A 25,447-nucleotide genomic window follows, 5' to 3' on the forward strand; every position below is an offset into this window, starting at 1 on the left:
ACCGCTACGATGCGGGTTCAGCCGTCGCCCTGCGGGTCGGTAACGACGACCTGGCCGTTCTCGACGGTGACGTTGATGAGCGTTTTGACGTTGTAGTCGGCGTCGTCGAGTTCGTTCGATCCAGCCTTTTTGATGACGGCGACGACATCGGCGACGTTCGCGCCGATATGTTTTAACGAGTCGAGGATGGCCCGCATCGTCCCGCCGGTCGACAACACGTCGTCGAGAACGAGTACCGTATCGCCGGCCTCTACGTCGTTGATGTACATCTCGTTCTCAGAGTAGCCGGTCTGTGCCGACAACGACACCTCCCCGTCGAGGCCGTACCGTCGCTTCCGGATGACGACCAGCGGAACGTCGGTCATCAACGAAACCGCGGTGGAGATGTGAATGCCCATCGCCGCGGGGGTAACGATCTTATCCACGTCCTCCAGATCCGCCTTGCGGATGATCTTGATCGTGATCTCACGGAGGAGTTCCGGGCGGAGCATCGGCACCCCGTCGCTGACGGGATGGACGAAGTACTGATACTCGCCTTTCTCGATGATCGGCGCGTCGAGAAGCGACTGCCGCAACTGATCCATGCGGCTTGTACCGAGCCTCGGTGATAAAACCTGGCGGTCCATGATCAGGCCATCGACCGGCCGGGATCGGTCTCGCCGTAAAACTGTCCGTGAAACCCGTACGGGAGCCTGTGTGGAAGGGGCGCACGCGCCAGTTCGGTCAGCGTCCCGGCGTCGAGACAACACACCACCGACCGGTCGCCCCGGGCATCGAGGGCCAGCGACAGCAGAACGCCGTCGTCCTCGGCCGACGGCGACGGCGACGGGACAAAGAGCGGCTCGCCGGGGTGGAGTCCGACGGCCGACCACCGTCGCGTCGTCGCCGCCTCGACATCGACTTTCGCCACGGCCGTCGGGAGGCTTCCCCGGTCCGTGGCCGCCAGATACGCATAACGGTACGGGCGGCCGTTGTACCGGCGGTAGTGGATCGTCGGGAACTCGACCGGGCCGCGGTGGAGCGTCTCGCGGGTTGCCCGGCCCCCGTCGAGCGGGAGACGGAACCGGACGAAATCGCCCTGTGGAAGGTCGGGGTCGTCCTGCCGGAGGTTCGACACGGTCAGCGCGGTGACCGCACGCTCGTTCCCGAAGGCGACACAATCGACGACGACGGCGTCGTCGTCCTCGTATGCGTTGGCGAGGTGGAAAATAAAGAATGGGTCGGCAGGAACGGCGGCGACCGCCTCGCCCGTCTGCCGGTCGAGAACGTGGAACCGCGCCGGGGCGTCCCGACGCCGGAATTCGTCGAGAAAGGTGCCACCCCGGAGCGTCGTGAGCGCCAGCCGTCGGAAGTCGACGCCGAACGGCGCGGCGGGGATAACGGCGTACCGGTCCGTCAGCCCGAACGCGTGAATGTACGGCGGGTGGCCGTCGAAGACGAGTCGAGTGACCGACTCCGGATCACCGTCACCGGGTCGACGAAACAGCGTGTACGAGGACCGACGGCCGAAACTCGCACCCAGTCCCCACTGGACGTCGTCGACGACGTGGGTGTGGCCAAGCGTCACATCGCAGTCGAGACCGCCGGTGAGGTCGCGCCGACCCGTCGTTTCCAGCGTTTCCGGGTCGATTTCGATCCCGACCGGACTCTCGGTGACGGCGTACAGTGTGCCATCGAGGTCGACGACGCCGATCGATGGGTTGTCCTGAAAATCGCCGTCGACCGCCCGTCTGAGTCGGGAAAGCGCCGAGCCGTCGGCAGGGGTCCCGGGAAGGGCGCGCCGAATTCGGCCCTCCTCGCGGGCGGCGCGGAAGTCGTCGCTCCTGACAAACCGGTTCGTATACCGGGCCGTTCCGTCCGCGATACGGATCCGGCGAAGCATCGCCAACGCGTCGAACCAGTGGCCGAGGTCGGTGTCGCCCACCTCGAACTCCCCGGGGCCGTTGACGACGAGACTCCCGTCGAGCCACGACGGAAACGATCCCGCGACGTCGAGTGCAACGTCGTGGACCTCCTCGCGTTGCGTGTGAAACCCCGTCCGCCAAGTGTTTGCCATAGTGTCGTTCACGCGCGGGAGCGACAAATAGCATCAGCCTCGGCCTCGGGCCGGCGGCATCAGACAACGCCGAGCCACGCCAACACACCGCCAAGAACGACCATGAGGATGAAGATGCTGCCGCCGATGTTGGCGCGAAAGCGGTCGAGTGGCGCCGGATCGGCACGCGCGGCGGCTCCGCGGTCGGCGAGTGCAACGGCGGCGCGGTCAACGGCCGCATACGTCTCGGTGACACCGTGGACGAGCGCCCGCGCCCCGTAGAAGACAAGCGGGTTGTATCCCGCATCAACGTCGGGGACACGGCCGACCTTCGACAACGGTGTTTTCAACGCCGCGAAGCCGACGACACCCGCCGCGGCGAGAACGAGTCCCTCTGCGATGTGGGGGACGGTGTAGGTGGTGTAAACGCGGCCGACGACGCTGCCGTCGGTCACGTCGAAGGGAAGCAGCCCGAACAACGCCCCGTCGAAGACGCCGTAGGCGACACACAGCCCCGCCACGACCAGCATCGGAATCCGCTGTGCCCGCGGCGCCGGCGTCACCTCGTCGCCCTCGTACGGCCCGTGGAGAAAGGCGTAGTAGCCGAACTTGATGAACGACAGAAACGTCCCGACGCCACCGACCAGAAGGAGCAACTCGAGCGTGTAGAAGTCGCCGACGACGAGTGGTCCTTTCACGAACGTGTAGTGGCTGGCGGAGATGACGATCCCCTTGCTGACGAACCCGTTGAAGCCGGGGAACCCGGCGATTGAGAGGGCGGCGACGGTGAAGGCCCCGGCGGTGACGGGCATCTTCCGGGCGAGACCGCCGAGGTATTTCAGGTTCTCCTCGCCGGTGCTGTAGACGATCGCACCGGCGGTCATGAACAGGAGGCTCTTGTACAGGATGTGGTTGAAGACGTGACCGAACGCGCCCGCCTGCGCAAGCGCGCCACCGATGCCCACGCCCGCGACCATGTAGCCGACCTGCGACTGGATGTGATAGGAGAGCAGGCGGCGCATGTCGTTCTGGAGAAGCGCCGCGCCGGCGCCGAAGATCGCCATCGCACCGCCCATGTAGGCGATCCAGAGGTGGCCGTCGGGGAACGCCCGATACATGCCGTAGACGCCGGTTTTGGTGGTGTAGACACAGAGAAAGACACTCGCCGCGATGTGTGGGCGCGGGTAGGTGTCGGGAAGCCATGCGTGCAGGCCAATAAAGCCCACGTTGACGCCGATACCGAGGGCGGCGAGGATCTGTGGAACCGTGCCGACGATTCCGTCGGCGGCGCTGAAAAGCACGGACCCGACGGCGGCGTAGTGCCACACGATTGCCGCAAGCAGGAGACTGCCCCCGATGCCGTGGAGCAGCGCATAGCGGAAACCGGCGCGTACGGCCTTTCCGCCGTAGTCCCAGACGAGGAGCGTACTCGTCACCGCCATCAGTTCCCACCAGACGATCAGCGTCAGCCAGTCGCCGGCGAAAACGGCCCCGAGGCTCGATCCGACGTAGGTGAGTGCGTATGCCGTCTGCTTGCTTTTCGCGCCGGTCGCCCACGAGTAGCCAACGGCTGCGGTACCGATAAACGCGAAGACGAGCCCGACGATCCACGAGAACGGGTCGACGTTGAAAAAGACGGCGTCGAAACCGAACAGCCGCCCGGTCAGGTGGGTGCCCTCCGGAACGACCCAGATCCAGCCCGTCACGAGCGCCGTCGTTCCGCCCCCAAGCAGGTGTGCGAGGCGCCGTCGCTCGCCGGCGAGACCGGCCGCAAGCGCGGCGGCGAGAACGACGACCCCCGGCGGGAGGGCGGTGAGCGGTCCCGTCACAGAACGCTCACCCCCGTCGCGCCCTCAACGATGAGGTCGACGAGGCGGAGAAACACCGCCGTCTCCGGAATCACGCCGATGAGGACCGCCCCGGTCATCGCCACGAGGATGGGGCCGAGCATGAACCACGTGCTCTCGCCGCCGAGCCACCCGCGACGCTCCCAGCCGTCGGCGGGTGGGCCACCGTGGTCGTCGTCGTGTTCGTCGTCGTGGCCGTGTTCGTCGTGCTTATCGTATCCGTGGTCGTCGTGGCCGTGGTCGCCGTGGTCGCCGTGCCCGCCATCGGTGACGGCGCCGGAGTCCGGCGTCGGCGTCTCGGGCAGGATCGACCGCGGCTCGCCGCCGAGGGGGAACTCGACCAGCGGTTTGGCGTCGTGGTCGTCCTCCGCCTCGAAGAAGGCCTGGTAGAACACGGGCCAGAAGTACGCGATGTTGAGAATCCCCGAGAGCAACAGGACGACGGCAAAGACGCTCTGTTCGGCGCTCACACTCCCGATGAGGAGGTACCACTTGCTGACAAAGCCGGCGACGAGCGGAATGCCGGCCATGCCCGCGGCGGCGACGCCAAAGGCGAGCATGGTCAGGGGCATCCGCTTGCCGATGCCGGCCATGTCGCTGATGTCGTCGGTGTGAGTCTCGACGTGGATGGCTCCGGCGGTAAAGAAGAGGGTGAGCTTCATAAACGCGTGTGCGGGGATGTGCAGGAGCCCCCCGACAACGGCGGTGGGATCGAGAATGGCGATACCGAGAACGATATACGAGAGTTGGCTCACCGTCGAGAACGCCAGCCGACGCTTGAGATTGTCCTGTCGGAGCGCGATGACGCTTGCGAGGGTGAGCGTCGCGGCAGCGACGACAGCGAGCGGAAGCCCCAGTCCCAAGGCGCCGGTGAGGTCGACACCGTACACGTCGAGAACGACCCGCGCGATGCCGAACACCCCGCTTTTGACGACGGCGACGGCGTGGAGCAGACCGGAGACGGGCGTCGGCGCAACCATCGCGTCCGGGAGCCACGAGTGAACGGGCATGAGCGCCGCCTTGACCCCGAACCCGCCGACCAGCAGGACGAACGCCGCCCGCGAGAGAACGGGGTCGGCGTCGACGAGGCCGGCGATGCCGCCAGCGGTGAAGGCCGTTGTGCCGGTCATCGCGGCGACCAGTACCGTCCCCGCGAGAACGGCGACGCCGCCGCCGAAGGTGTAGGCGAGATACTTCCGGCCGGCCGCCCGCGCCTCGGCCGTCTCGTCGTGGGTGACCAATGGGTACGTGGCAACCGTCAGCAACTCGTAGAAGACGAACAAGGTGACGAGGTTGGCGGCGAAGGCAACGCCGAGCGCGGCGGCGACGCTTGCGGCAAAGGCGGCGAAGTACCGGGTCTGGTCGTTCTCGCCGAGCCCCCGCATGTACCCGATGCTGTAGAAGCTGGTGACCAGCCACAGCAGGCTGGCGACGGTCGCAAAGAGAAGACCGAGCGGGTCGGCCCGCAACGAGAGGTCGACGCCCGCGACGAGCGTCCCGAGGTGGGAGACACGAACCGTTCCGTCGAGGGCGGCGGGAAGCATGCTCGCCACGAGTGCGAACGCGCCGCCGGCCGCGAGAACGGTCCAGCCCTCGCGGACGTTGGGGCGGCGCCCGGAGGCGAGGATCGGTACTACGGCGGCCGCCGCGACGGCGACGGCCAGGGCCGGTCTGAGTGAGGCGATATCGGTCATGTGGCGAGAAGCGTATCGAGTGTCGGTTCCAGCGCGACCTGCAGGTTCGTGACGGCGAGACCGAGCGCGATAGCGGCAACCGCCGCGACGACGATGAGTGTGAGCGCGACTCGGCTCGGTCGGTCGGGACGGTCGAGCCCACGTTCGCCCCCGTCGGTCGCCGCACGAACGCTCGGCGAGGCCGGCGCGACGAACATCCGCTCGATCAGCAACGTAAAGTACGCAAGCGTCAGAAGCGTCGAGCCGAAGATAATGACCGCGACGGGCCACGTGCCAGCCCGAACGGCGCCGAGCGCGATGTACCACTTGCCGGCGAAGCCAACGGCGGGCGGGACGCCGACCATCGCGAGCATGAGGAGAGCGCTCGCCCCTCCGAGAACGGGGAAGCGGTCAGCGAGCCCCGCGTACTCGTCGACGGTCCGCGCGCCGGTCAGGTCGTCGACGGTCCCGGCGGCGACGAACAGCCCGCCTTTCATGACCGCGTGGCCGACCAGGTGGACAACGGCGCCAAACACCGCGGCGGGGGTGCCGATAGCCAGCCCGACCACCACGAGGCCGTACTGCGACACCGAGGAGTACGCGAGCATCCGTTTGACCTCCGACTGGACGACGGCGAGAACACTCCCGACAACGATACTCAGCGTCGCAAAGACGACGAGGGCGTCGCGGGCGACGGGGACAGCCTCGAAAAATGCCGGGGTGTAAACGGTGTAGAGCAACCGGAAAAGCGCGTAGGCGGCAACCGTCGACACGAGCGCGGAAATAAACGCGCTCACGCTGTCGGGGGCGTCGTTGTAGGCGTCGGGTTGCCACGTATGCAAGGGGAACAACGCCGCCTTTGTGGCGAGGCCGACGACGATGAAGCCAAAGGAGGCAAGCACCAGCGGCGAGTCGTAGCCCACCTGTGCCAGTTTCACCGAGAGGTCGGCCATATTGAGCGTTCCGGTGGCGACCAGCGCGTAGCCGACGCCGAGCAGGTAGAGGGAGGCGGCGACGGTGCCGAAAAGCAGGTATTTGAGCGCCGCCACTGCGGACCGGCCCGTTCCGGCGCTGGCGACCAGCGCGTACGTCGCCAGTCCGGAGATTTCGAGAAAGACATACAGGTTGAACACGTCGCCGGTGACCGACATGCCCGACAGGCCCGCCACGAGGAGAAGATACTCCGTGTAGAAGGCGGTACCGCCGGGGTCGTCGTCGACGGCGTAAAAGAGAACCCCGAGAGAAACAAGCGCGACGAGGGAGACGATGACCGCCGACACCCCGTCAACGACGAGTTCGATCCCGTAGGGCGCGACAAAGCCGCCGACGCCGTTCGAGAGCGGGCCGTCGAGAAGCGCGCGCGATCCCATCCAGCCGGCGAGACCGACCTGCCCGACGAGGGTGAGAACGGCCACCACCGGGGGAGCACGGTCGTCGAGCAGTCCGGCCGCAACCGTGAGGAGCGCACCGAGTAGCGGTCCCGCGACCAGCAACGGGACGAGCGTATCAGTCATCCGCCAACACCTCCGAAAGGGTGTCCTCGTTGAGCGTACCGTAGCTCTCGTGGATCCGGACGACGAGACCGAGCGCAACGGCGGTGAGGCTCACGCCGACGACGATAGCCGTCAGGATCAGGACGTGCGGGAGCGGGGAGACGAAGGGCCCTCCACCGCCGCCGCTCTCGACGACCGGTGAGCGTCCGTTCACGTGGTACGCGCCCGTAATAAAGAAGACGAAGATGCCCGTCTGGAAGATGTTCAGGCCGATGATCTTCTTTACGAAGTTGCTGCTCTCGATCATGGTGTACACGCCGATGGCGAGCAGGACAACGACAACGAGGTAGGCGTATCTGGTGGTTACAAGCTCGATCATTCGGTGTCGTCCTCCGTGCCGATGGCAACGCTGTCGATACCGGTGCCGAGCAGGAAAAACAGACCGGTGATGACGCCGGCGACAACGACACCGATGCCGACCTCCACGAGTTCGATGCTGTACTTGCTCCCGTGGTCGATCACGGTCTCGTAGGCGGACACCTCCAGAAAGGTGTCGCCGGCGAGATAGCCGCCGAAGCCGATGGCGAGAAAGGTACCGACACCCAGTATGAGGAGAACGCCGAGATACTCGTTTCGCAGGCGGTCGGCGACGGGGTTGATCCCGAACGCGAACCCGAGCATGATGACGGTCGTGGCGGCGATCACACCGCCTTGAAAGCCGCCGCCGGCGGAACTCGCGCCGTGGAACATGACAAACGCCCCGAGAGTCAGCACGAACGGGGCGATGACCCGGACGGTCGTCATAATGATCGTGCTCTCGACGTACGGCTGTCGTTCCGCGGCGGGTCGGGAGACACGCCCGGCCGAGTCGGGACCGGTGTCGGTGACCATGTCCGGATCCGGATCCGTGTCCGGCGTCGGGGTCGTGACAGTATCGGGGCCGGAGTCGGCGCCGACGGCCCGGTCGGTCGTAGCGTCGATACCCGCCGTCTCACGGTCGTCGGGACCGCTCATACGAACTCCTCCTGTCGAAGAACGAGCAACATAGCGACGCCGGCCGCAAAGACGACAGCCACCTCGCCGAGCGTGTCGAAGCCACGGTAGCCGACAAGCACCGCGGTCACGGCGTTCGTCACGTCGGTCTGCTCGTAGGCGTTTCCGAGGTAGTACTGGCTCACCTCGCCGGCAAGGATCGGTGCCGAGGGGTCGCCGACGGCCGGAAGCGCCGGTACCGTCGCGCCGACGGTGAGGACAACGGCGACGACCGCAAGCACCGACCGGGGGCTGAGTCCCTCGAACCGCCCGGATCGTGGAACGCTGGTTCGGGCGATGGTGAGCAGAAAGAGAACGGTCGTGACCCCGGCCCCGACGGCCGCCTCGGTGAGCGCCACGTCGGGCGCTCGGAACAGTGCCCAGAGAACGGCCACACCGAAACTGTAGCCGGCGAAGGCGACGATGCTCGAGACCACGTCGTGGAGAACGGCCGCCGTGAGCGCACTCCCGATCATAAACAGGAGAACGGCCGCGATGGGAAGCGAGAGGCTCACGCGTCTCCCTCCTCCTCGTCGATCCACGGGGCGTCGACGTTGCCGGCGGGTTCGACCCCCTGTTCCTGTCCGGACCGGGCGATCGCGTGGGCGGCGGTTGGACTCGTCAGGAGCAGAAAGACCAACAGAAAGCCCAGTTTCAGCGACTCGGTGCCGACACCGAGAACGACGGCACCGCCGGCGACGGCTAGCACGGACCCGAGGGTATCGCTTTTCGACGCGGCGTGAAGGCGGGCGTAAAGCCCCGGCAGTCGGAGGAGTCCAACGGTGGCGACAAGCCCGAAGAAGGTGCCGCCGATCACGAGAACGGCCGCGAGATATTCGAGGGGCGTCATATGACTCCACCCCACTCAACGGTGAACTTCGAGACAGCGATGCTCATAACGAAGTTGAGCAGCGCGTACACAAGCGCCACATCGAGGTAGCCGTACTCGCCGAGAGCGACACTCACCAGCGCGATGACGATGACGGTGTTGGTACCGACGACGTTGATCGCGACGATGCGGTCCTGCGTGGTCGGGCCGCGGAAGACCCGGTAGAGAAGAACCACCGCAAACAACACGAACACGCCGGCCGCGGCGAGAAAGATCGTCGAGAGCGTTTCCGAGATCGCCACCTCAGGCATCCTCCTTTGCGGGCCCGCCGTTCTCGCCACCTGGTTTGGGGCCGCTCCCCTCCCCGTCTCGGTCCGTGCCATCGTCGCGGCGTTCGAGCGGCGACGGGATGCGGGCCGATTCGCGGCCGTAGAAGACGAACCTGACGAGGCGTTCGAGCGTCCCTTCCATGAGGTCGTCCTCGGCGTCGGGAATGAGCGCGTGGACGACGAACTGCTGTCGGCTCACGTCGACGGTGAGCGTGCCGGGCGTCAGCGTGATGGAGTTGGCGAGTGTCATAACGGGCATATCACCCCACACCGCGGCGTCGAACTCGACGACACGGGGATCGATCGGGAGCCGCGGGTGAAGAACGACGTAGGCGAGTGCGACGTTCGCCTTCGCGATTTCCCAGAGAAGGATCGGGGTGTAGGCGCCAAACCGGAGCAGCGTGGTGGCGACCGCCCGGACCCCCGGAACCCCACCCTTCAAGCTCACGCCGGCGAGCGTGAGCGTGACGACGCTTGCCGTGGCCACGCCCGTGACCAGTTCGTACGGATCGGTGACGTGCCAGCCACCGAGCGCGAAATAAAAGAGAATGGAGGCGGTAAATATGACGGAAAACTCCGCGAAACCGATGTCGGTGAGCGGCAGGCGTCGTCGGGTTTGGCGTGTGACCGGGGCTTCCAACACGTCGAAGCCGAGGGCGGCGAGTTCCGCCTCGAAGGAGCGCAACAACGGGGCGTTCCCGCCGGGACGAAACGAGGGGTCGACGACGATCTGTTCGAGGCCGTTTGCGTCCGCGTAGCGGCCGATCACGTCGGCGAAGTCGCTCGGGCCGAAGATGTACTCGTTGGTGCCGACGATGGCCGACTCGAACGTAACCGTCTCCGGAGTGTCCTCGGCAAGGAGTTCGTCGAGATCCTCGCGGCCCCAGATGATCGCCCGTTCGAGCAACGACTCCGCAGCGTCGGCGTCACCACGCCCGATATCGAAACTCCGCCACCGGGCAGGATACACGAAGTGAATGGTCGCGGTCTCACCGGCCTCGACGGCCGCCTCGTTGGCATGCTCGACGGCGTAGGTGACCGTCCGCCTGAGCGTCTCCGACCGGCCTACGGGGACGAGTACGTCTCGCTCGCGGTCAGCCTCCATCCGGCTGTCGACCTCCGGCGGATCGAGCGGTGGCTCTCCCGATCATACGTATCGTCTTGTACGGTTCGGTTCCGTTCTCATAACTATTGCTATCCGACCCGATTTCCGTTACGTGCGTGCGCTCAGACGGTCAATCCAGCACCTCGACGAGACCGTCGGCCACGCGGGCGCCGAGTCCCGTTTTCGATCCCTCGTACGACACCACCGACTCGTCCCGGACCAGTAACGTGCGGGTCCGGTCGTCGCTCATCACGGATGCGTCGTTAGCGACGACGAGGTCGAGGTCGACCCGCTTCAGGAGTGACCGTGCACGCGACACCATGGCATCGTCGTCGCCCTCGGTTTCGGCTTTGAACCCGACCATCGGGAGGTCCGGGGCGGTCGCTCGGACCCGGTCGAGAAGCTTCGGCGTGGGTTCCAACTCGAGTGTCAGTGACTCGCCGGAACGGAGTTTTTCGGCCGCCGTCTCGACGGTGAAATCCCCGATGGCCGCGGCGGAGATCAGGGCATCGGCCGGCCCGTGGGCGCCCGCATCTCCCCCGACCACACGCTCGGCGGCCGCAAGCATCTCCGCCACGCTTTCGACGGATCGCACGTCCGCGTGGTGGACACCGGGGCCGTCGTGGACGAGTGTCACGTCCGCGCCGCGGACGTAACAAGCGCGGGCGATAGCCCGACCCGTCCGGCCGGAGGCGCGGTTCGAGAGCGTCCGGATCGGGTCGATCGACTCCGTTGTCGCACCGCTCGTGACGACGACGTGCCGGTCGGCAAGCGGCGAGGGGGTCGCCGCCCGCGCGGTCGCGGTAACAATGGTATCCTCGGCCGCGATCTTCGCCTTCCCCTCCTCGATCCGTGGATCGACGAAGTCGACGCCCCACGACTCGACGCGGTCGATGGCGTCGAGCACTCCGGGGTGGTCGTACATGGGTTCGTGCATCGCGGGCGCGACCACCACGGGCACGTCCGCCCCGAGAGCCGTCGTCGCACAGGTCGTCACGGGCGTGTCGTCGACGGCCGCCGCAATTTTCCCGACCGTGTTCGCGGTGGCGGGAGCGATCAACAGAACGTCGGCCCAACCGTCACGACCGCAGAGGTCCACGTGTTCGACCGCGCCCGTGAGTTCCGTGATCGGGGCGTGGCCGGTGGCGAACTCCACCGCCCACGGGTGGATGATCCCCCGGGCGCTCTCGGTCATGACGCCCCGGACGCTCGCGCCCTGTCGCCGGAGTTCGTGGGCGAGTTCCACGGTTTTCACCGCCGCGATGCTTCCGGAGAGTCCAAGGGCGACGTTCGTACCGTCGAGCATTCGTCCGTGTGTTCGCGCCGAGGGTCTTAAGTCTCGGTCGGCGGTCGGGTCACGGCGATCCGTTTTGTGCTCGCCCCCGCGGAACGTTTACGCCGACGCCGTCCAACCGTGGCATGTGGACCGCATCCACGTTAGCACGGTCGTTCGACTCCCATCCACTGAGGTGTACGAGTTCCTCAAGGACTTTCCGCGGTACGCCCGCTACTCGGAGTATCTGACCCGCGTGGCCGCCGACGGCGACGGCTCCCCGGGGACCCGCTACCGCCTGCGGTTCGAGTGGTGGAAACTCACATACACCGCCCACACGGAGGTAACGGACACCGACCCACCGGAACAACTCGACTGGCAGGTGACCGAGGATATCGACGCCAGCGGGCGGTGGCGGATCGAACCGCTCGACACCGACCCGTCGACGCCGTCCGACGACGGTCCGGCCTGTCGCGTCCATCTGGAGGTCAGGTTCGACGCCGACTCGGTCGGCGGCGGGATTCTCGATCTGCCGCGGTTCGTCTCGCTCGACTGGGTCATCGACCGGGTGAAGCCCATTCTCGTCGAGGAGGCCGAACAGGTCGTCGAGCGCATCGTCGCGGACGTCGAGGGAGAACGGCGACAGGTCGACCTTGTTGTCCACGAGGTTCCCGGCGGCATCTGAACGCGGGGTCGCCGCCCACGACGACGTCGGTCGTGGCGGCCGAGAACGACCGCCAGTATCATGTGGGATAATTTGAGGCAAGGTTTTTGTTTCGCTGGGGCCAAGCGATACATGATGATACACCGGTCGACCGCGGCTTCATACCACTCTATACTCAACAATTCCGGTTCGAACCGGTTCAAAGGCCAACGTTCACACACGGCCCGGTTGGGATAATTCGTTTCATCGATGTATCCGTAATACAAACCGATTTTGCCCGACGGCGTGCCCGTGCACCTGCATGGTCGATCTGACCCGACGAAGTTTGATGGCAGCGTCCGTAGCAACAGCGCTTGGAGCAAGCGTCGCCGGCGTGGCGAGTGCCGACGAGGTGCCGGAGGCAGACACACCCGGCGCACCCAGCGTGGAAGGCGAACTGAAGCGTCTGTCGACAACGGCGTTCGGTGCCGAGGCGACCGGTCCGTTCGTTTTCGAGGACGGCTCCCTGTTGTACAGCCTCCAACATCCCGACACGCAGAACCCGGGCAAGTTCGGCCGCGCGGCGGTCGGTTACTTCAGCGGGTTCCAGTTCGCGTTCGACGGCAACAACGACGACTTTCCCGAAATCGGTGTTCCCGACACCGAAACAAAGCAACGGCAGGTCCGCTCGGAGGTCGGCGATTACGAGATCCTGCTCCAAGGGCGGGAACCGATCAACGACGGCGAGGAACGGATGGGCGTGATCCAAACGCCCGACGGTGTCGACATCACGCGGGACACCCTCGCGGGCACGCAGTACGGCGGGGCGGCGACCAACCCGGACTGCAACCAGTTCGTCCCGACGAACGACGAGGAGACAGAGGGCTATCTCTTCACCAACTGGGAGAACAGTCCCGGCTGTGTCTCGCGGATCTTCATCAGTCAGGACGAGAACGGGGAGTGGAGTGCCGACCCCGACGACGCGATGAACCTCCCGAACACCGAGGCGTTCCGCGACATCGGCGGAACGCGGATCAACTGTTACGGTGACCTCAGCCCGTGGGAGACGATGATCTCCTCCGAGGAGAATTACGCGCATCCGCGCGTTAGGTTCACAAACACCGTCGGTGACGTCGTCGAGGCCGGGAGCGGCGAGGGGCTGCTCGGTGCCGGCCAGTTCTGGAACCGCCCGAACCCGTCGGAGATCGGGGACGCGCTCGACAGGTACGAGGGTATCGACGCCTGGTACGCCCAAGGGTCGTTCGCGCTCGACGGCGTCGAATTTCTGGCCTACTACCTCGGTGCGGACCGGGTCGACCAGAACGACGACAACACGACAAATACCATCGACCCGATCGCCGACGTCTATCCGAACCTCTACCGTTACGGCTACCACGTCGACATCCGCGACCCGGCGGCCGAGGAGCCGACCCCGATCAAGTACTGGATCATGGGTCGAGTCTCCTGGGAGGCCCCCGACATCCAAGGCGACCGCAAGACGGTCTACGGGTGTTCCGACGGCGACAGCAAGGGGATCTACAAGTTCGTCGCCGACGAACCCATCGACAGTTACGACGACTACGAGGACATCGCAGGGACGCTCTACGCGCCGAAGATCACCAACGACGCCGCCAACGCCGCGGAGGCCGGTCAGCGCAACTCCCCGGCACAGACGCCGTTGGAGATCGAGTGGTTGGAGTTGGGTCACGCCAGCAACGGCGAGGCCGAGGAATGGATCGCCGAGTACGACGACGTGACCCAAGCCGACTACCTCAGCGCTCACACCGACTGGGAGGAGGGCGACGAGGTCACTCCCGAGGTTCTGGAGGCGGCCGACCGGACGGTCATCGAGAACGGCAATCAAAATTACATCACAAACGAGGAGATCATCGAGTGGGCCGAGCAGTACGAGGCGAACGGCCCCGACGGCGTCGACGAGGACCTCCGCAGGGTGCCGTTCCTCGAGACGCGTGCGGCCGCAAAGGAGATCGGTGCCTCCATCGAGTTCAACAAGGCCGAAGGCGTCAGCAGCGTCGACGACTCCCAGCCCGGCGACTTCATCTACTTCGGCATCTCCGAGTTCAACGACGACCTCGCGGACGATACGGGCGACATTCGGATGGACCGCGTCGACGGGGGCGTCGTCTACCGCGCCGAACTCACGCGGAACTACGACGTCACGCGGCTCGAACCGGTGATCACGGGACCGGACTTCACCGACGGTCCACAGGACGCCGACGACGCACTCCGCAACATCGACAACGTCTATACGATGCGGGACGGCCGCGTCATCTGTTGTGAGGACGGTTTTGGTGGTCCGGCCCGTTCCTACCCCAACGATGGACTCTACGTCTTCCAGCCGCGGATCTCGGTCGACATCGAGTCGATAGCGGTCGACAACGGTCGAACCGGAACGGCGACAGTTGAGGCGTCGTCGCTCCCGACCGGTGTGTCGGGCGCGCAGGTGACCGTCTCCGTCACCGACCCCGACGTCGCTACGATCACCGGGGCCGAGTTCGTCGAGGGCCTCGGTCTCACCGAACGGGAGATCGCCGACGACGGGTCGGCAATCAGGTTGCGGTTCGCGGACACGGACCGGAACGTCCAAGCCGGCGGTCGGCGGATCCCGCTGGCGTCGCTCACCCTCCGTGGCGACACCGCCGGAACGACCGATCTTGACGTGACGGTCGAGCGGATGGACGACGAGTCCGGGCAGTCCCTCGACGCCGAGGGACGGACGGGCGTGTTCATCGCCGGGCCACCGACGGTCACCGGCGGATCGGCCCCGACCGACCCCGACGGCGACGGCTACTACGAGGACCTCAACGGGAACGGCCGGCTGGACTACGAGGACATCGAGCTCCTGTTCAGCAACTTCGACGCCGACAGCGTCACGCTGAACGACTCGGCCTACGACTTCAACGAGAACGGTCAACTCGACTTCGACGACGTTGTCTCGCTCTACGAGGAGGTCAACTGAGCGGCCGTAGGGGCCACGCCCCGCGTCCGAGCGGCTCAGACCGGACCGTCCCGTCGACCACACCCCCCGTTTCCATGACTGCACGACGACCTATGACACGAATCCGACGCTCGATTTCGATTTCGATTTCGATGCTCGCCGACAGCCGCATCACCGGGACGGCGCTCGCGCTCGCCTTTGTGGCGCTCGCGCTTCTCGGCGCGGTGACGGCGGGCCCCGCGACGGCACAGAGCGAGCAACCGACCGTCCGCGTCGTCGGCGACACGGCGCCGGCCGACGGCACGACGACCGTCCGCGTCGTACTCACCGCGGCCCCCGATGGACTCTCCGGCTACTACCTCGACCTCACCGTCGATGGACCCGTACGCATCGAGTCGGCGTCCTACCCCGACAGGTTCGGGCTGACGAGTGACCCGGTCGTCGGCGACGACGGCCAAGCGGTGGCGCTTGAGGCCGCCGACGTCGATGGACAGGTCGAACCCGGTGCGACGGATGTGACGCTGGCAACGGTCGAACTCGCCGGCACCGCACCCGGTGAAGCCGAACTGACGGTTCGACCGCGGCAGTTCGACGACGACGACGGAACCGGTTTCGAGCCGGCCGTGCGACCGGGCACGGTGACCGTCACCGGCGACGACACGGCGAACCCGAGCGGCGACTCCGGAACCGCCACCGACACGACCACCCCGGACGCCGGCTCCGACGCGACGACGGCCGCAGGCGGGAACGCGGAGCCCGACGCCGAACCGACCACGGGAGACGGCCCGTTGTCGCCGGCGCTGGTTCTCGCGGCCCTCGCCGTCGTCGCCGCGCTCGCAGCCTGGCATCACCGACCGTAATCCGGACCGACACGACCCCCACAACCATGTCACACTCACCCGACGATGCGACGGACACGAGAACAGGCACCGAAACCGACACCACCCACCGCGAGTACGGCTTCGACGTTCGGATCACGAGGCGGGTCACAGACACCGGCGAGACGGTGTACCGATTCGACGCTCCGTACCACGACGGCGTCGAGTTCGACCGGCCCGAAACGGCGGAACTGTACGCCGACGTTTACTTCGACGTGAACGGGTTCGACGAGAACGGTGTCGGCGAACGTGGCGTCCCGCCGGAGATCATCCAAGCCGGCCGGGACACACTCGTCGCGTACTTTCACACGCAAGGCTACGGCGATATCGAGTGGATCGCCTCGTACTACGGCGTGAAACCGGAGAAGGTCGAACGGTACATCAACCGGGTACGAAAACGAGCGGGGAAGATCCGTGAGGGAGCCGCCGACCGCGGCCTCGACTGATCCCGGGCCGCGCAGGTATCATCTCTGAAAACTGTGGGCATAACGTTATACCACCGTATGCCCCCAGTCCACTTGGGCGCACCGACCCGATGTCGGCGCGGCGAGAGCTCGTGGCGCTAGCGCGGCGCGGCTCCGGGGGGAACGCGCCGCTCGTCGGATCGGATGCCCGTCGTGTTCCCTACCCTATTCGTCGACCACAATCAAGAAGTAACGGCAGCACGTCGCTCAGACCGACGACTCGACGGCGCTCGCGGCCCGGATGATCGCCCGTTCGCCGAAGGCTGGCCCGATCAACTGGAAGCCAACGGGGAGGCCGTCGGCCCGACCCGCGGGGACGCTGATCGCGGGGAGGTTGGCGAGATTCACCGGCACCGTGTTGGCGTCGGCGAGATACATCTGAAGCGGGTCATCGAGGCTCTCGCCGAGTTCGAACGGGAGCACGGGCATCGTCGGCGACGCCAACACGTCGGCATCGGAGAGGGCCTCGTCGAAGTCCTGCTTGAGCCATGCGCGGGCGTCCTGTGCCTTGGCGTAGTACTTGTCGTGGTAGCCGGCGGAGAGGGCGTAGGTCCCGAGAAGGATGCGGCGCTTGACCTCGTCGCCGAACCCCGCCTCACGGACCGCCGCGAACGACTCGTTCCAGTTGCCTTCCGCGTCGGTGTCGGGACCGTAGCGGACGCCGTCGAACCGTGCGAGGTTCGACGACGCCTCGGACATGGCAATGACGTAGTAGGCCTGCACGGCGCGTTCGATGGAGGGGAGGCTCACCTCGTGGGTCTCCGCGCCCCGCGTTTCGAGGTCGGCGATGGTCTCGTGAAACCGGTCGACAACACGGTCGTCGGCCCCCTCGATCAGTTCGGTCGGGACACCGATCGAAAGCCCGTCGACCTCGCCGTCGGCGGCGCTCGCGTAGTTCGCGTCGGCACCCTCGGCTCGGGTCGTCGCGTCGCGGTCGTCGGGGCCGGCGATGACCTCGAGGACCTCGGCAGCCTCCTCGACGGTCGGGGCCAGTGGGCCGATCTGTTCGAGCGAGTTGGCGTAGGCGACCAGCCCGTACCGCGACACCAGTCCGTACGTGGGCTTGATCCCGACGACGCCACAGAACGCCGCCGGACACCGGACCGAGCCGCCGGTGTCGCTTCCCAACGCGGCGTCGGCCTCGCCGGCGGCGACGGCCGCGGCGCTGCCGCCGGACGACCCCCCCGGAACGCGGTCCTCGTCGACCGGGTTCGTCGTCGGCCCGAACGCCGACGTCTCCGTCGTCGTTCCCATCCCGAACTCGTCCATGTTCGTCTTGCCGACAAGCGTTGCCCCGGCCGATTTGAGTCGTTCAACGACCGTTGCGTCGTACGGGGGAACGTAGTCCGTGAGCATCTCGGACCCGCAGGTCGTCCGGACGCCCGCCGTCGAGATGTTGTCCTTGATCGCGACGGTTCGACCGGCGAGTGGGCCGTCGTCGGCCCCGTGGATCGTCTCCTCGGTGATGAAGGCGTCGTGGCTCATGAGACGCTCGGTCCCTTGAAGTAGCCGTCCTCGGCCTCCGGCGCGTTCTCCAGAGCCTCGGCTTGGGTGAGTCCGTCACGAACCTCGTCGTCCCGCATGACGTTGACGAGGTCGGCCTCGGGGTCGACCTCGGGTACGTCGTCCAAGGCGTCGAAATACGAGAGGATGTCGGCGAACTGCACCGCAAACTGGTCCACCGCCTCGTCGTCCAGGTCGATCCGCGCGAGGTCGGCGACGTGGCGGACCTCGTCGGCGTCGACGGGCGTCTCGCTCATGTTAGTCGGGACTTTCGGCCCGGCACTAAGGGTTTCGGTCCACCGATCGGTCGCCACCGCTGTCGCCGACGGTCGACGCCGCCACCAAGCGAGCGGGAGAAACTCCACGTCGATTTGTTTAGGCCCGCCAAAAACATCTCGTTAGCGGCTCGTTCGGCTGTTCCTCGAACGGAGAATGTATAATTAGTTTCGTTTACCTACATCCACCTGACATCGGAGAGCACAAATAACAGTAGTCCAATATATTGATGCGTATATCCGATATAACTCCGTTTTAGACGTTCCTTTGCGGTTCCGAGTGATCCGTCGATTACTGATCGTCACTCGATTCCTCACATGGCGTAAATACAAATACTTATGACCCAGGGGAGTGGATACACGTCCGTAATGGTTCAATCTATCACACTCGACACCGCAACCGAACTGATCGACGCCGCCGAACAACGGGCCGACGAAATCGACAACCCGATGGTCATCGCGGTAACGAACAGCGAGGGGAACCTCGTTGCACAACATCGGATGGACGGGGCGTGGCTCGCCTCCGTGTCGATATCGCGAAACAAAGCGTACACCTCGGCGGCACTCGACATGCCCACACACGGACTCGCCGAACCGTCCGAACCCGGCAACTCCCTGTACGGTCTCCAGTCGACCGACGAGGGTCGGATGGTCATTTTCGGCGGCGGCTACCCGCTGCTGAACGAGAACGGGGATATCGTGGGTGCGTTCGGCGTCTCCGGTGGTGCGGTCGAACAAGATATGGAGGTCGCGGAAGCGGGTGTGGCTCACTGGGAGTCGATCCGTAGCGACTCCCCGGCGGAGGTGCACAACTGATGTCGATGAACGCCGTCGTTTACAAGGGCCCCCACGAGGTTGCCGTCGAGGAAGTCGCCGAACCGGAGATCCGGCACCCGAACGATGTTCTCATCGACATCACGACGACGTGTATCTGTGGGTCAGATCTCCACATGTACGAGGGTCGGACGTCGGCGGAGCCGGGAATCGTCTTCGGCCACGAGAACATGGGTATCGTCGAGGAAACCGGCGACGCCGTTTCGAGCCTCAAGGTCGGTGACCGCGTCGTTGCCCCGTTCAATGTCGCCTGTGGTCACTGTGAGAACTGCGAGAGCGGTTACACCGGCTTCTGTACCAACGTCAACCCCGGTTTCGCCGGTGGGGCGTACGGCTACGTCGCTATGGGCCCGTACAAGGGGGGCCAAGCGGAGAAACTCCGTATTCCGTACGCCGACTTTAACGCGCTCAAACTCCCCGATGGCGACGCACACGAGGACGCGTTTTCGCTTCTCGCGGACATCTTCCCAACCGGTTGGCACGGCACCGAACTCGCAAACGTCGAACCGGGTGATTCCGTGGCGGTCTACGGCGCCGGTCCGGTCGGTCTGATGGCCGCCTACAGTGCGAAGATCAAGGGCGCGGCCGAAATCTACATCGTCGACCGCGTACCCTCACGGTTGGAACTCGGCGAGGAGTACTGCGACGCGACGCCGATCAACTTCGAGGAGGGCGACCCGGTCGAACAGATCAAGGACCTGCACGGTGGCGGCGTCGACAAGGGCGTCGACGCGGTCGGTTACCAGGCGGTCGACCCCGAGAAGGAGGCCGACTCAGCCTACGACCCGGCCCGCGAGAACCCCGCGGTCGTTATCAACAACCTCATCCGGACGGTCAGGCCGACGGGTGAACTCGGCATCCCGGGCCTCTATGTCCCCGAAGACCCCGGCGCGCCGGACGACATGGCCGCACAGGGCCGGATCGGAATCGACTTCGGCCTCCTGTTCGAGAAGGGACAGGCCCTTGGCACCGGCCAGTGTAACGTCAAGTCGTACAACCGCGAGCTTCGCGACCTGATTATCGAGGGACGGGCCGATCCGAGTTGGGTCGTCTCCCACCGTGTTGGCCTCGACGAGGCCCCCGAGATGTACGAAGCCTTCGACAACCGCGAGGAAGGCGTTACGAAGGTGCTGTTGGAGCCGTAACGCCCCGACGACAACCCTATCACCGGTCGGCGATTCCACGGATGTATGTGCCAGTACTGTAGCTACCGCCTCCACGATGGCTGGACGCAGCTCCTATCGTACGACGACACCTACCGGACGGCAACGGCGGCGTCCGAATCGACATACGGGTTCCACGAGTCGTGGGATGAACTCCGCGACGACGTCGGACTCGACGCCTAGGACTCCCGCGGAAGCGGGTCGTCGGGGTACGACGCCTCCCGTTCCGCGTCGTCGGCCAGACAGTCGTCGAGACGGGCCGTGATCGCCTCGGAATCGAGGTTCCGGCCGATCACGACGAGTCGCGTCTGTGGGTCGTCCGCGCCCCACTCGCCGATCGGGCCGGCCTGAGCGGCCGGTCCGGCCTGGCTCACGCCGATTACCGTCTCCTGTCGACTCGCGACCCACGCGAACCCTTTCATACGGACGATGTCGCCGTCCCACTCGTCGAGCCACGCATCGAAACGCGCTGGATGGAACGGTTGTCCCCGACGATAGACGAACGATCCAACGCCATGTGCGGCGGCCGCCGGGCGGTCACCGTGGGCGTGTTCGCCGTGGCCGTCGGCGTCGTCGCCCTCGGCGAGTGTACGCTTCCACCCTTGCCGGCGCTTCGCCGCCGCGAAGTCGAAGGCGCCGGTACCGAGAACGGTTCCGGGATCGACCTCTGAGTGGGTCGTCCGGTGGATCGTCGCCCGGGGCTGGAGTTCCCGAATCGCCGCCTCGACGGCGTCGAGTTCCTCCTCGGGAACCAGATCACATTTGTTCAACAGGAGAACGTCGCAGAACTCGATTTGATCGACGAGTACCTCGGTGAGCGGCCGTTCCGGTTCGGGGGCCCCGTCGGGGAGCGACGCAGAGGGATCGAACGCCTTCCAGAAGCCGTAGGCGTCGATCACCGAGACGGTCGTGTCGAGATGAACGCCGTTCGGTGGCTCACCCTCGGCCGTCCCCTCGGTCAGGGTTCGGGCGATGGGTATCGGTTCGCTGATCCCCGAGGCCTCAACGACGAGGTGGTCGAAGGACCGCTCCGTGGCCAACCCACTCACCTGTGTCACGAGGTCGTCTTGGAGCCGACAACAGATACAGCCGTTCGAAAGGTCGATCACGTCATCGTCGGCCGCTCCCGCCAACAGTTCGGCGTCGACGTTCACCTCCCCCATGTCGTTCACTACGACGGCGATGCGCCGGTCACCGGGGTCGTCCAGCAGTCGATTGACCAGCGTTGTCTTGCCGGCACCCAACGGCCCGCTGATAACCGTCATCGGGGTTGTGGCGTTCTCGTCGCTCATTATCTCTATAAGAAGTCGGGGCAGCGGTATCAACCCCACGCTGGATGCTTGCACTCTTCCGTCAGATTTAAATATCTTTGGATTATTAGATTCTGTAGAGAGCCATTTTGCTCACTGATACAAACATATGACTGACAGCGTACGCGGTTACACGGCCGAGCGCTCACGCGCGCGCGAGAGCGAGGACGAAACCGAGGGCACCAACGGGGACGGCGAGCGGTTGCGTTGTCCGGAGTGTGAGGGCCAACTCACCACCGACACGGAACACGGCGAGACGGTGTGTGCCGACTGTGGACTCGTCGTCGAGGAAGACGAGATCGACCACGGCCCCGAGTGGCGAGCCTTCGACTCCAAGGAGAAAGATCAGAAGTCACGGGTCGGCGCACCGACGACCCAGATGATGCACGACAAGGGGTTATCGACAAACATCGGCTGGCAGGACAAGGACGCTTACGGCAAGACCCTCTCGTCGCGACAACGCGAGAAGATGCAGCGCCTGCGCACCTGGAACGAGCGGTTCCGCACCCGAGACTCGAAAGAACGCAACCTCAAACAGGCACTCGGTGAGATCGACCGTATGGCCTCGGCGCTTGGCCTCCCCGAGAACGTCCGCGAGACCGCCTCGGTGATCTACCGCCGCGCACTCTCCGACGACCTTCTTCCCGGTCGCTCTATCGAGGGCGTCGCCACGAGCGCACTGTACGCGGCCGCCCGACAGGCCGGCACCCCACGGTCGCTCGACGAGATCGCCACCGTCTCCCGCGTCGAGAAAGACGAGATTGCCCGGACGTACCGATACGTCGTCCGCGAACTCGGGTTGGAGATCCAGCCGGCGGACCCCGAGCAGTACGTCCCGCGGTTTGCCTCCGAACTCGACCTCTCCGATGAGTCCGAACGGCGGGCGCGCGACCTCCTGAAGACCGCCAAGGAACAGGGCGTCCACAGCGGCAAGAGTCCGGTCGGTCTCGCCGCCGCGGCCATCTACGCCGCCGCCCTCCTCACCAACGAGAAGGTGACCCAAAGCGAGGTCAGCGAGGTTGCCAACATCTCCGAGGTGACCATCCGCAACCGGTATCACGAACTGCTCGAAGCCGAAGAACAGATACAGGTTCCGTAGCGACGCGTGGGCGTCGCCGACGGACCGGCGGCCGGCGGCCCGCACGGTCGATTTCGGGACTCCGAACGCGCCGTCGACTGGGACCGTGGGGTTCGGTCGGTCCCGGTACGAGATGCGAAGATGAGCGCGGTCGATCATCGAGTGTCGCGGGCACACGAAAAAAACGTTCCGTCGGAAGGCCGATACGGGCGGCGACCGATCCACAGCCATGGAACTGACTCGCCACGTCACCGCGACGGTGTATGTCGTCGCGGACGGTGTGACCGCGCTCCACGAACACCCCGGTCTCGGCCTGCGACTCCCGCCCGGCGGTCACGTCGACCGGGGAGAACTGCCCCACGAGGCGGCACTCCGCGAGGCCCGGGAGGAAACCGGGCTCGATCCGACGCTGTTAGCCGACCACGCCGACATCAGTTCGGAGACGACGCGGTCGATCCCTCGGCCCCGACATCTGATGCTGGCGGACGTGAACGTCTGCAACGGCGAGGTCGGCCACCAACACGTCGATCACGTCTTCTACGCGACAGCCGAAAGGCGGGCGATCGACCCCGGTCCGGGGGAGGTGGGATCGGAGGCGTGGGCGTGGTACGACCGCGCCACCCTCCGTGAGGCCGACATCGACGACGACGTGCGGGAACTGGGCATCGAAGCCATCGACGCCGCCGAACGTCAATCAGGTGCGTGACCGGCGGTCGTCGACCAGCGACTCGATATACCGGTCGACGTGACGGTCCAGTCGTCGCTTGAACCCCGCCTGCCGGGCGAGGCGGTCGAGTTCCCGCGAGACGAGGCTGCCGTACTGGACGGCTTTTTTGTCGGCGTCGACGACCGTCGACGGGAGGCGGCCGGCCACGGCCCGCCGGAGCGCAATCTTCCGGCGGTCGTCGGTCGCCAGAAGGTGGTCGGGAAGGGGAAGCGCCGCCCTGACGACACGGTCGTCAAGGAGGGGAAACACCGGTTCGACGCCGGCGGCCCGGAGTGTGAGGGTGTCTCGCTCGATGCCATCGGGAAGGGTGTGGATCGTCTCCCGGACCGCTCCGCGAACGGTCGTCGCGTCGATCCGGTCGTCGTCTGCGGGATCGACGACCTTCGCGTAACCGCCGAACAGTTCGTCGGCCCCCTGTCCGAGTGCGAGGCGGTCGAACCCGTCGACTGCGGCGCGTTCGGCGACCACGTAGAGGGGAAGGGCGATGCTTACGCTCATCGCGTCGGTCCGGCCGGTCGCGGCGACCACCTCGGGGACCGCGCGTTCGAGGTCGGCGTGGTTGAGTTCCACCACCCGGAGATCACGGTCCATCGCCGCGGCGGCGTCGCGGGCGGTCGCCACATCGCCCGCATCGGGGAACCCGGCGACATAACAGGGAGCGTCGGGGACGCCCGAAGCCACAAGCGCCGAGTCGACACCGCCGGAGAAGGCGACGGCGAGATCGTTGCCGTCGTCGTTGACCGCCGCGACGGCTTCGGTGGCCGCCCGTTCGACGGTGCCGATGGCGGCGGCGGCGTCGGTTGTGGCCGGCGGGTCGGGGAGCGACCAGACGCGACGGTCGACCGGCCCGTCGGCCGTCGAATCCCGGACGTGGCCGGCGGGGACGGGAGTCGGGTCGTCGGTGTCGATGTCCGTGGGGACGAACCCCCAGTCGTCGGGGGTGCCGAAAACGGGGCGGCGGCCGAGCACATCGCGGACGAGGCGGCCGTCGAGTCGGCCGGCGAAGCCGGTCGCCCCCGGGAGGGGATCGCCCGAACCGAGGGCGCGACGAACCGTCGCGGCGTCGGTGCCCCGGATCACAACAGGTCGCCGAGCGCTCGGAGAACGCGTCGTTTCGCGCCGCCGGCGGCCTGCCGGAAGCTGATATGCCACGGTGTGCGCCGGCCGACGACGCTCGTCCGCCCGGCGACGACGGCGTCGAGAATGCCCCCGGCCGAACGCTCATCTGCGTGGACTTCGGTGGTCGCTTGCCCGACCATCTCGGCGATGTGGGCGTCGCTCCCGGCGGTCATCGGGAGGCCGTGGGCCGCGGCGAAGCGTTCGGCCTGGCGGTTCGCTCTCCCCGTCAGCAGGCGGGAGTTGTACACCTCGATGGCGTCCGCGCTCGCGAGGGCCTCCTCGGAGAGGTGTGTGGCAACGCCGTGACGGGACGGCTGGAACGGGTGGGGGACGACGGCGATGCCACCCCCGTCGTGGATGCGGTCGAGCGTCGCCTCGAAGGAGAGTCCCGACGGGACCGCCTCCTGGACACCGAGTGCGAGAACGTGTCCCACGGCGGTCGTAATCTCCATGCCGGGAATACCGATCAGACCGTGGTCGGGGGCCCGCTCGGCCGCGTTGAGGCTGGCATCTATCTCGTCGTGATCGGTGACTGCCAAGGCGTCAAGCCCGACCGACGCCGCCTGTTCTAGCAGGTGGTCGACGGGGTCGCGGCCGTCGTGCGACAACGACGAGTGTGTGTGCAACTCGACCGATAACACGGTGGTAACCTCGGACGCGGGCGATAAAAAACACGCCGGTCGAGGTTTCATAATGGTGGGTCTCCCACCGATGCCCACGAATGTCCCGAACGGTTTCGGCTGCGATCATCGAGGACCAGTCGTCGGACGGATTCACGCTGACTGACGTCGAGGTGGACGACCCGAAGCCGGGGGAAGTCAGCGTCGAGATACGACACGCCGGCGCTTGTCACACCGACTGGCACGCCGTCGAGGGGG

26 protein-coding genes are annotated in these 25,447 nt (G+C 66.1%); 9 read left to right on the forward strand and 17 right to left on the reverse strand.

The window, feature by feature from the left end:
* Positions 1–17: 17 nt before the first annotated feature.
* The 12 genes from hpt to coaBC all read right to left on the reverse strand — a co-directional run bounded on the left by hpt (position 18) and on the right by coaBC (position 11,649).
* Complete coding sequence (hpt, locus tag Q0925_RS04790; protein ID WP_299332361.1) at positions 18–584, reverse strand: hypoxanthine/guanine phosphoribosyltransferase; 567 nt, start codon at positions 582–584, stop codon at positions 18–20.
* Between the two features lie 44 nt (positions 585–628).
* Complete coding sequence (locus tag Q0925_RS04795) at positions 629–2,056, reverse strand: carotenoid oxygenase family protein (RefSeq protein ID WP_299332363.1); 1,428 nt, start codon at positions 2,054–2,056, stop codon at positions 629–631.
* A gap of 59 nt (positions 2,057–2,115) precedes the next feature.
* On the reverse strand, positions 2,116–3,864 hold the full coding sequence (locus Q0925_RS04800) for a Na(+)/H(+) antiporter subunit D (RefSeq protein WP_299332365.1): 1,749 nt from the start codon (positions 3,862–3,864) through the stop codon (positions 2,116–2,118).
* Positions 3,861–5,576, reverse strand: coding sequence for a proton-conducting transporter membrane subunit (locus tag Q0925_RS04805; RefSeq protein WP_299332367.1), 1,716 nt, complete (start codon positions 5,574–5,576; stop codon positions 3,861–3,863). Before Q0925_RS04805 ends, Q0925_RS04800 begins: the two co-directional genes overlap by 4 nt.
* Complete coding sequence (locus tag Q0925_RS04810) at positions 5,573–7,069, reverse strand: monovalent cation/H+ antiporter subunit D family protein (protein WP_299332369.1); 1,497 nt, start codon at positions 7,067–7,069, stop codon at positions 5,573–5,575. Before Q0925_RS04810 ends, Q0925_RS04805 begins: the two co-directional genes overlap by 4 nt.
* On the reverse strand, positions 7,062–7,427 hold the full coding sequence (locus Q0925_RS04815; protein ID WP_299332371.1) for a sodium:proton antiporter: 366 nt from the start codon (positions 7,425–7,427) through the stop codon (positions 7,062–7,064). Before Q0925_RS04815 ends, Q0925_RS04810 begins: the two co-directional genes overlap by 8 nt.
* Entirely contained in the window at positions 7,424–7,939 is a 516-nt protein-coding gene (locus tag Q0925_RS04820; protein ID WP_349254389.1) for an MnhB domain-containing protein, read from the reverse strand. Before Q0925_RS04820 ends, Q0925_RS04815 begins: the two co-directional genes overlap by 4 nt.
* A gap of 119 nt (positions 7,940–8,058) precedes the next feature.
* Positions 8,059–8,595 (reverse strand): DUF4040 domain-containing protein, encoded by a 537-nt coding sequence (locus Q0925_RS04825; protein WP_299332374.1) that lies wholly within the window; start codon positions 8,593–8,595, stop codon positions 8,059–8,061.
* Positions 8,592–8,930 (reverse strand): monovalent cation/H(+) antiporter subunit G, encoded by a 339-nt coding sequence (gene mnhG, locus Q0925_RS04830; RefSeq protein ID WP_299332375.1) that lies wholly within the window; start codon positions 8,928–8,930, stop codon positions 8,592–8,594. The genes Q0925_RS04825 and mnhG overlap by 4 nt, the downstream gene beginning before the upstream one ends.
* Positions 8,927–9,205, reverse strand: coding sequence for a cation:proton antiporter (locus Q0925_RS04835; protein WP_414652092.1), 279 nt, complete (start codon positions 9,203–9,205; stop codon positions 8,927–8,929). The genes mnhG and Q0925_RS04835 overlap by 4 nt, the downstream gene beginning before the upstream one ends.
* A gap of 7 nt (positions 9,206–9,212) precedes the next feature.
* On the reverse strand, positions 9,213–10,343 hold the full coding sequence (locus Q0925_RS04840) for a monovalent cation/H+ antiporter subunit E (protein WP_299332378.1): 1,131 nt from the start codon (positions 10,341–10,343) through the stop codon (positions 9,213–9,215).
* 130 nt (positions 10,344–10,473) lie between these two features.
* Entirely contained in the window at positions 10,474–11,649 is a 1,176-nt protein-coding gene (coaBC, locus tag Q0925_RS04845; protein WP_299332379.1) for a bifunctional phosphopantothenoylcysteine decarboxylase/phosphopantothenate--cysteine ligase CoaBC, read from the reverse strand.
* A gap of 115 nt (positions 11,650–11,764) precedes the next feature.
* On the opposite strand from coaBC, the gene Q0925_RS04850 reads away from it, so the two are divergent.
* The 4 genes from Q0925_RS04850 to Q0925_RS04865 all read left to right on the forward strand — a co-directional run bounded on the left by Q0925_RS04850 (position 11,765) and on the right by Q0925_RS04865 (position 16,542).
* Positions 11,765–12,301, forward strand: coding sequence for an SRPBCC family protein (locus Q0925_RS04850; RefSeq protein ID WP_299332380.1), 537 nt, complete (start codon positions 11,765–11,767; stop codon positions 12,299–12,301).
* Between the two features lie 280 nt (positions 12,302–12,581).
* Positions 12,582–15,239 (forward strand): alkaline phosphatase PhoX, encoded by a 2,658-nt coding sequence (locus Q0925_RS04855; protein WP_349254387.1) that lies wholly within the window; start codon positions 12,582–12,584, stop codon positions 15,237–15,239.
* A gap of 92 nt (positions 15,240–15,331) precedes the next feature.
* The gene (locus tag Q0925_RS04860) at positions 15,332–16,078 is read left to right on the forward strand and encodes a hypothetical protein (protein WP_299332382.1); all 747 of its coding nucleotides are present in this window, start codon (positions 15,332–15,334) and stop codon (positions 16,076–16,078) included.
* A 26-nt stretch (positions 16,079–16,104) separates the two neighbouring features.
* On the forward strand, positions 16,105–16,542 hold the full coding sequence (locus tag Q0925_RS04865) for a hypothetical protein (protein ID WP_299332383.1): 438 nt from the start codon (positions 16,105–16,107) through the stop codon (positions 16,540–16,542).
* A 225-nt stretch (positions 16,543–16,767) separates the two neighbouring features.
* Here Q0925_RS04865 and gatA read toward each other — a convergent pair whose 3' ends face one another.
* Complete coding sequence (gatA, locus tag Q0925_RS04870; RefSeq protein ID WP_299332384.1) at positions 16,768–18,045, reverse strand: Asp-tRNA(Asn)/Glu-tRNA(Gln) amidotransferase subunit GatA; 1,278 nt, start codon at positions 18,043–18,045, stop codon at positions 16,768–16,770.
* Positions 18,042–18,320 carry an Asp-tRNA(Asn)/Glu-tRNA(Gln) amidotransferase subunit GatC gene (gene gatC, locus Q0925_RS04875; protein WP_299332385.1) on the reverse strand — a complete coding sequence of 93 codons (279 nt, stop codon included), beginning with the start codon at positions 18,318–18,320 and terminating at the stop codon, positions 18,042–18,044. The genes gatA and gatC overlap by 4 nt, the downstream gene beginning before the upstream one ends.
* 387 nt (positions 18,321–18,707) lie before the next feature.
* On the opposite strand from gatC, the gene Q0925_RS04880 reads away from it, so the two are divergent.
* Genes Q0925_RS04880 through Q0925_RS04890 form a run of 3 tightly spaced genes read left to right on the forward strand, consistent with a single transcriptional unit; the run spans position 18,708 to position 20,518 of the window.
* Positions 18,708–19,154: a GlcG/HbpS family heme-binding protein gene (locus Q0925_RS04880; RefSeq protein ID WP_299332386.1), complete on the forward strand. Its 447-nt coding sequence runs from the start codon at positions 18,708–18,710 to the stop codon at positions 19,152–19,154.
* Positions 19,155–19,159: 5 nt separating this feature from the next.
* On the forward strand, positions 19,160–20,317 hold the full coding sequence (locus Q0925_RS04885; RefSeq protein WP_299332395.1) for a glutathione-independent formaldehyde dehydrogenase: 1,158 nt from the start codon (positions 19,160–19,162) through the stop codon (positions 20,315–20,317).
* A gap of 45 nt (positions 20,318–20,362) precedes the next feature.
* Positions 20,363–20,518 carry a hypothetical protein gene (locus tag Q0925_RS04890; protein WP_299332387.1) on the forward strand — a complete coding sequence of 52 codons (156 nt, stop codon included), beginning with the start codon at positions 20,363–20,365 and terminating at the stop codon, positions 20,516–20,518.
* Here Q0925_RS04890 and Q0925_RS04895 read toward each other — a convergent pair.
* Complete coding sequence (locus Q0925_RS04895) at positions 20,515–21,627, reverse strand: CobW family GTP-binding protein (protein WP_299332389.1); 1,113 nt, start codon at positions 21,625–21,627, stop codon at positions 20,515–20,517. The two genes, Q0925_RS04890 and Q0925_RS04895, sit on opposite strands and share 4 nt — an antisense overlap.
* A gap of 127 nt (positions 21,628–21,754) precedes the next feature.
* On the opposite strand from Q0925_RS04895, the gene Q0925_RS04900 reads away from it, so the two are divergent.
* Positions 21,755–22,744 (forward strand): transcription initiation factor IIB, encoded by a 990-nt coding sequence (locus tag Q0925_RS04900; RefSeq protein WP_299332390.1) that lies wholly within the window; start codon positions 21,755–21,757, stop codon positions 22,742–22,744.
* 208 nt (positions 22,745–22,952) lie between these two features.
* A complete protein-coding gene (locus Q0925_RS04905) occupies positions 22,953–23,429 on the forward strand; it encodes an NUDIX hydrolase (protein ID WP_299332391.1) in 477 nt (158 codons plus the stop codon).
* Here Q0925_RS04905 and Q0925_RS04910 read toward each other — a convergent pair.
* Positions 23,418–24,527, reverse strand: a complete 1,110-nt coding sequence (locus tag Q0925_RS04910; protein WP_299332397.1) for an asparagine synthase C-terminal domain-containing protein — start codon at positions 24,525–24,527, stop codon at positions 23,418–23,420. The genes Q0925_RS04905 and Q0925_RS04910 overlap by 12 nt on opposite strands.
* A complete protein-coding gene (locus tag Q0925_RS04915) occupies positions 24,527–25,210 on the reverse strand; it encodes a PHP domain-containing protein (protein ID WP_299332392.1) in 684 nt (227 codons plus the stop codon). Before Q0925_RS04915 ends, Q0925_RS04910 begins: the two co-directional genes overlap by 1 nt.
* Between the last annotated feature and the right edge of the window lie 237 nt (positions 25,211–25,447).

This window comes from Haloplanus sp. (assembly GCF_028275055.1).
GTDB lineage: Archaea > Halobacteriota > Halobacteria > Halobacteriales > Haloferacaceae > Haloplanus.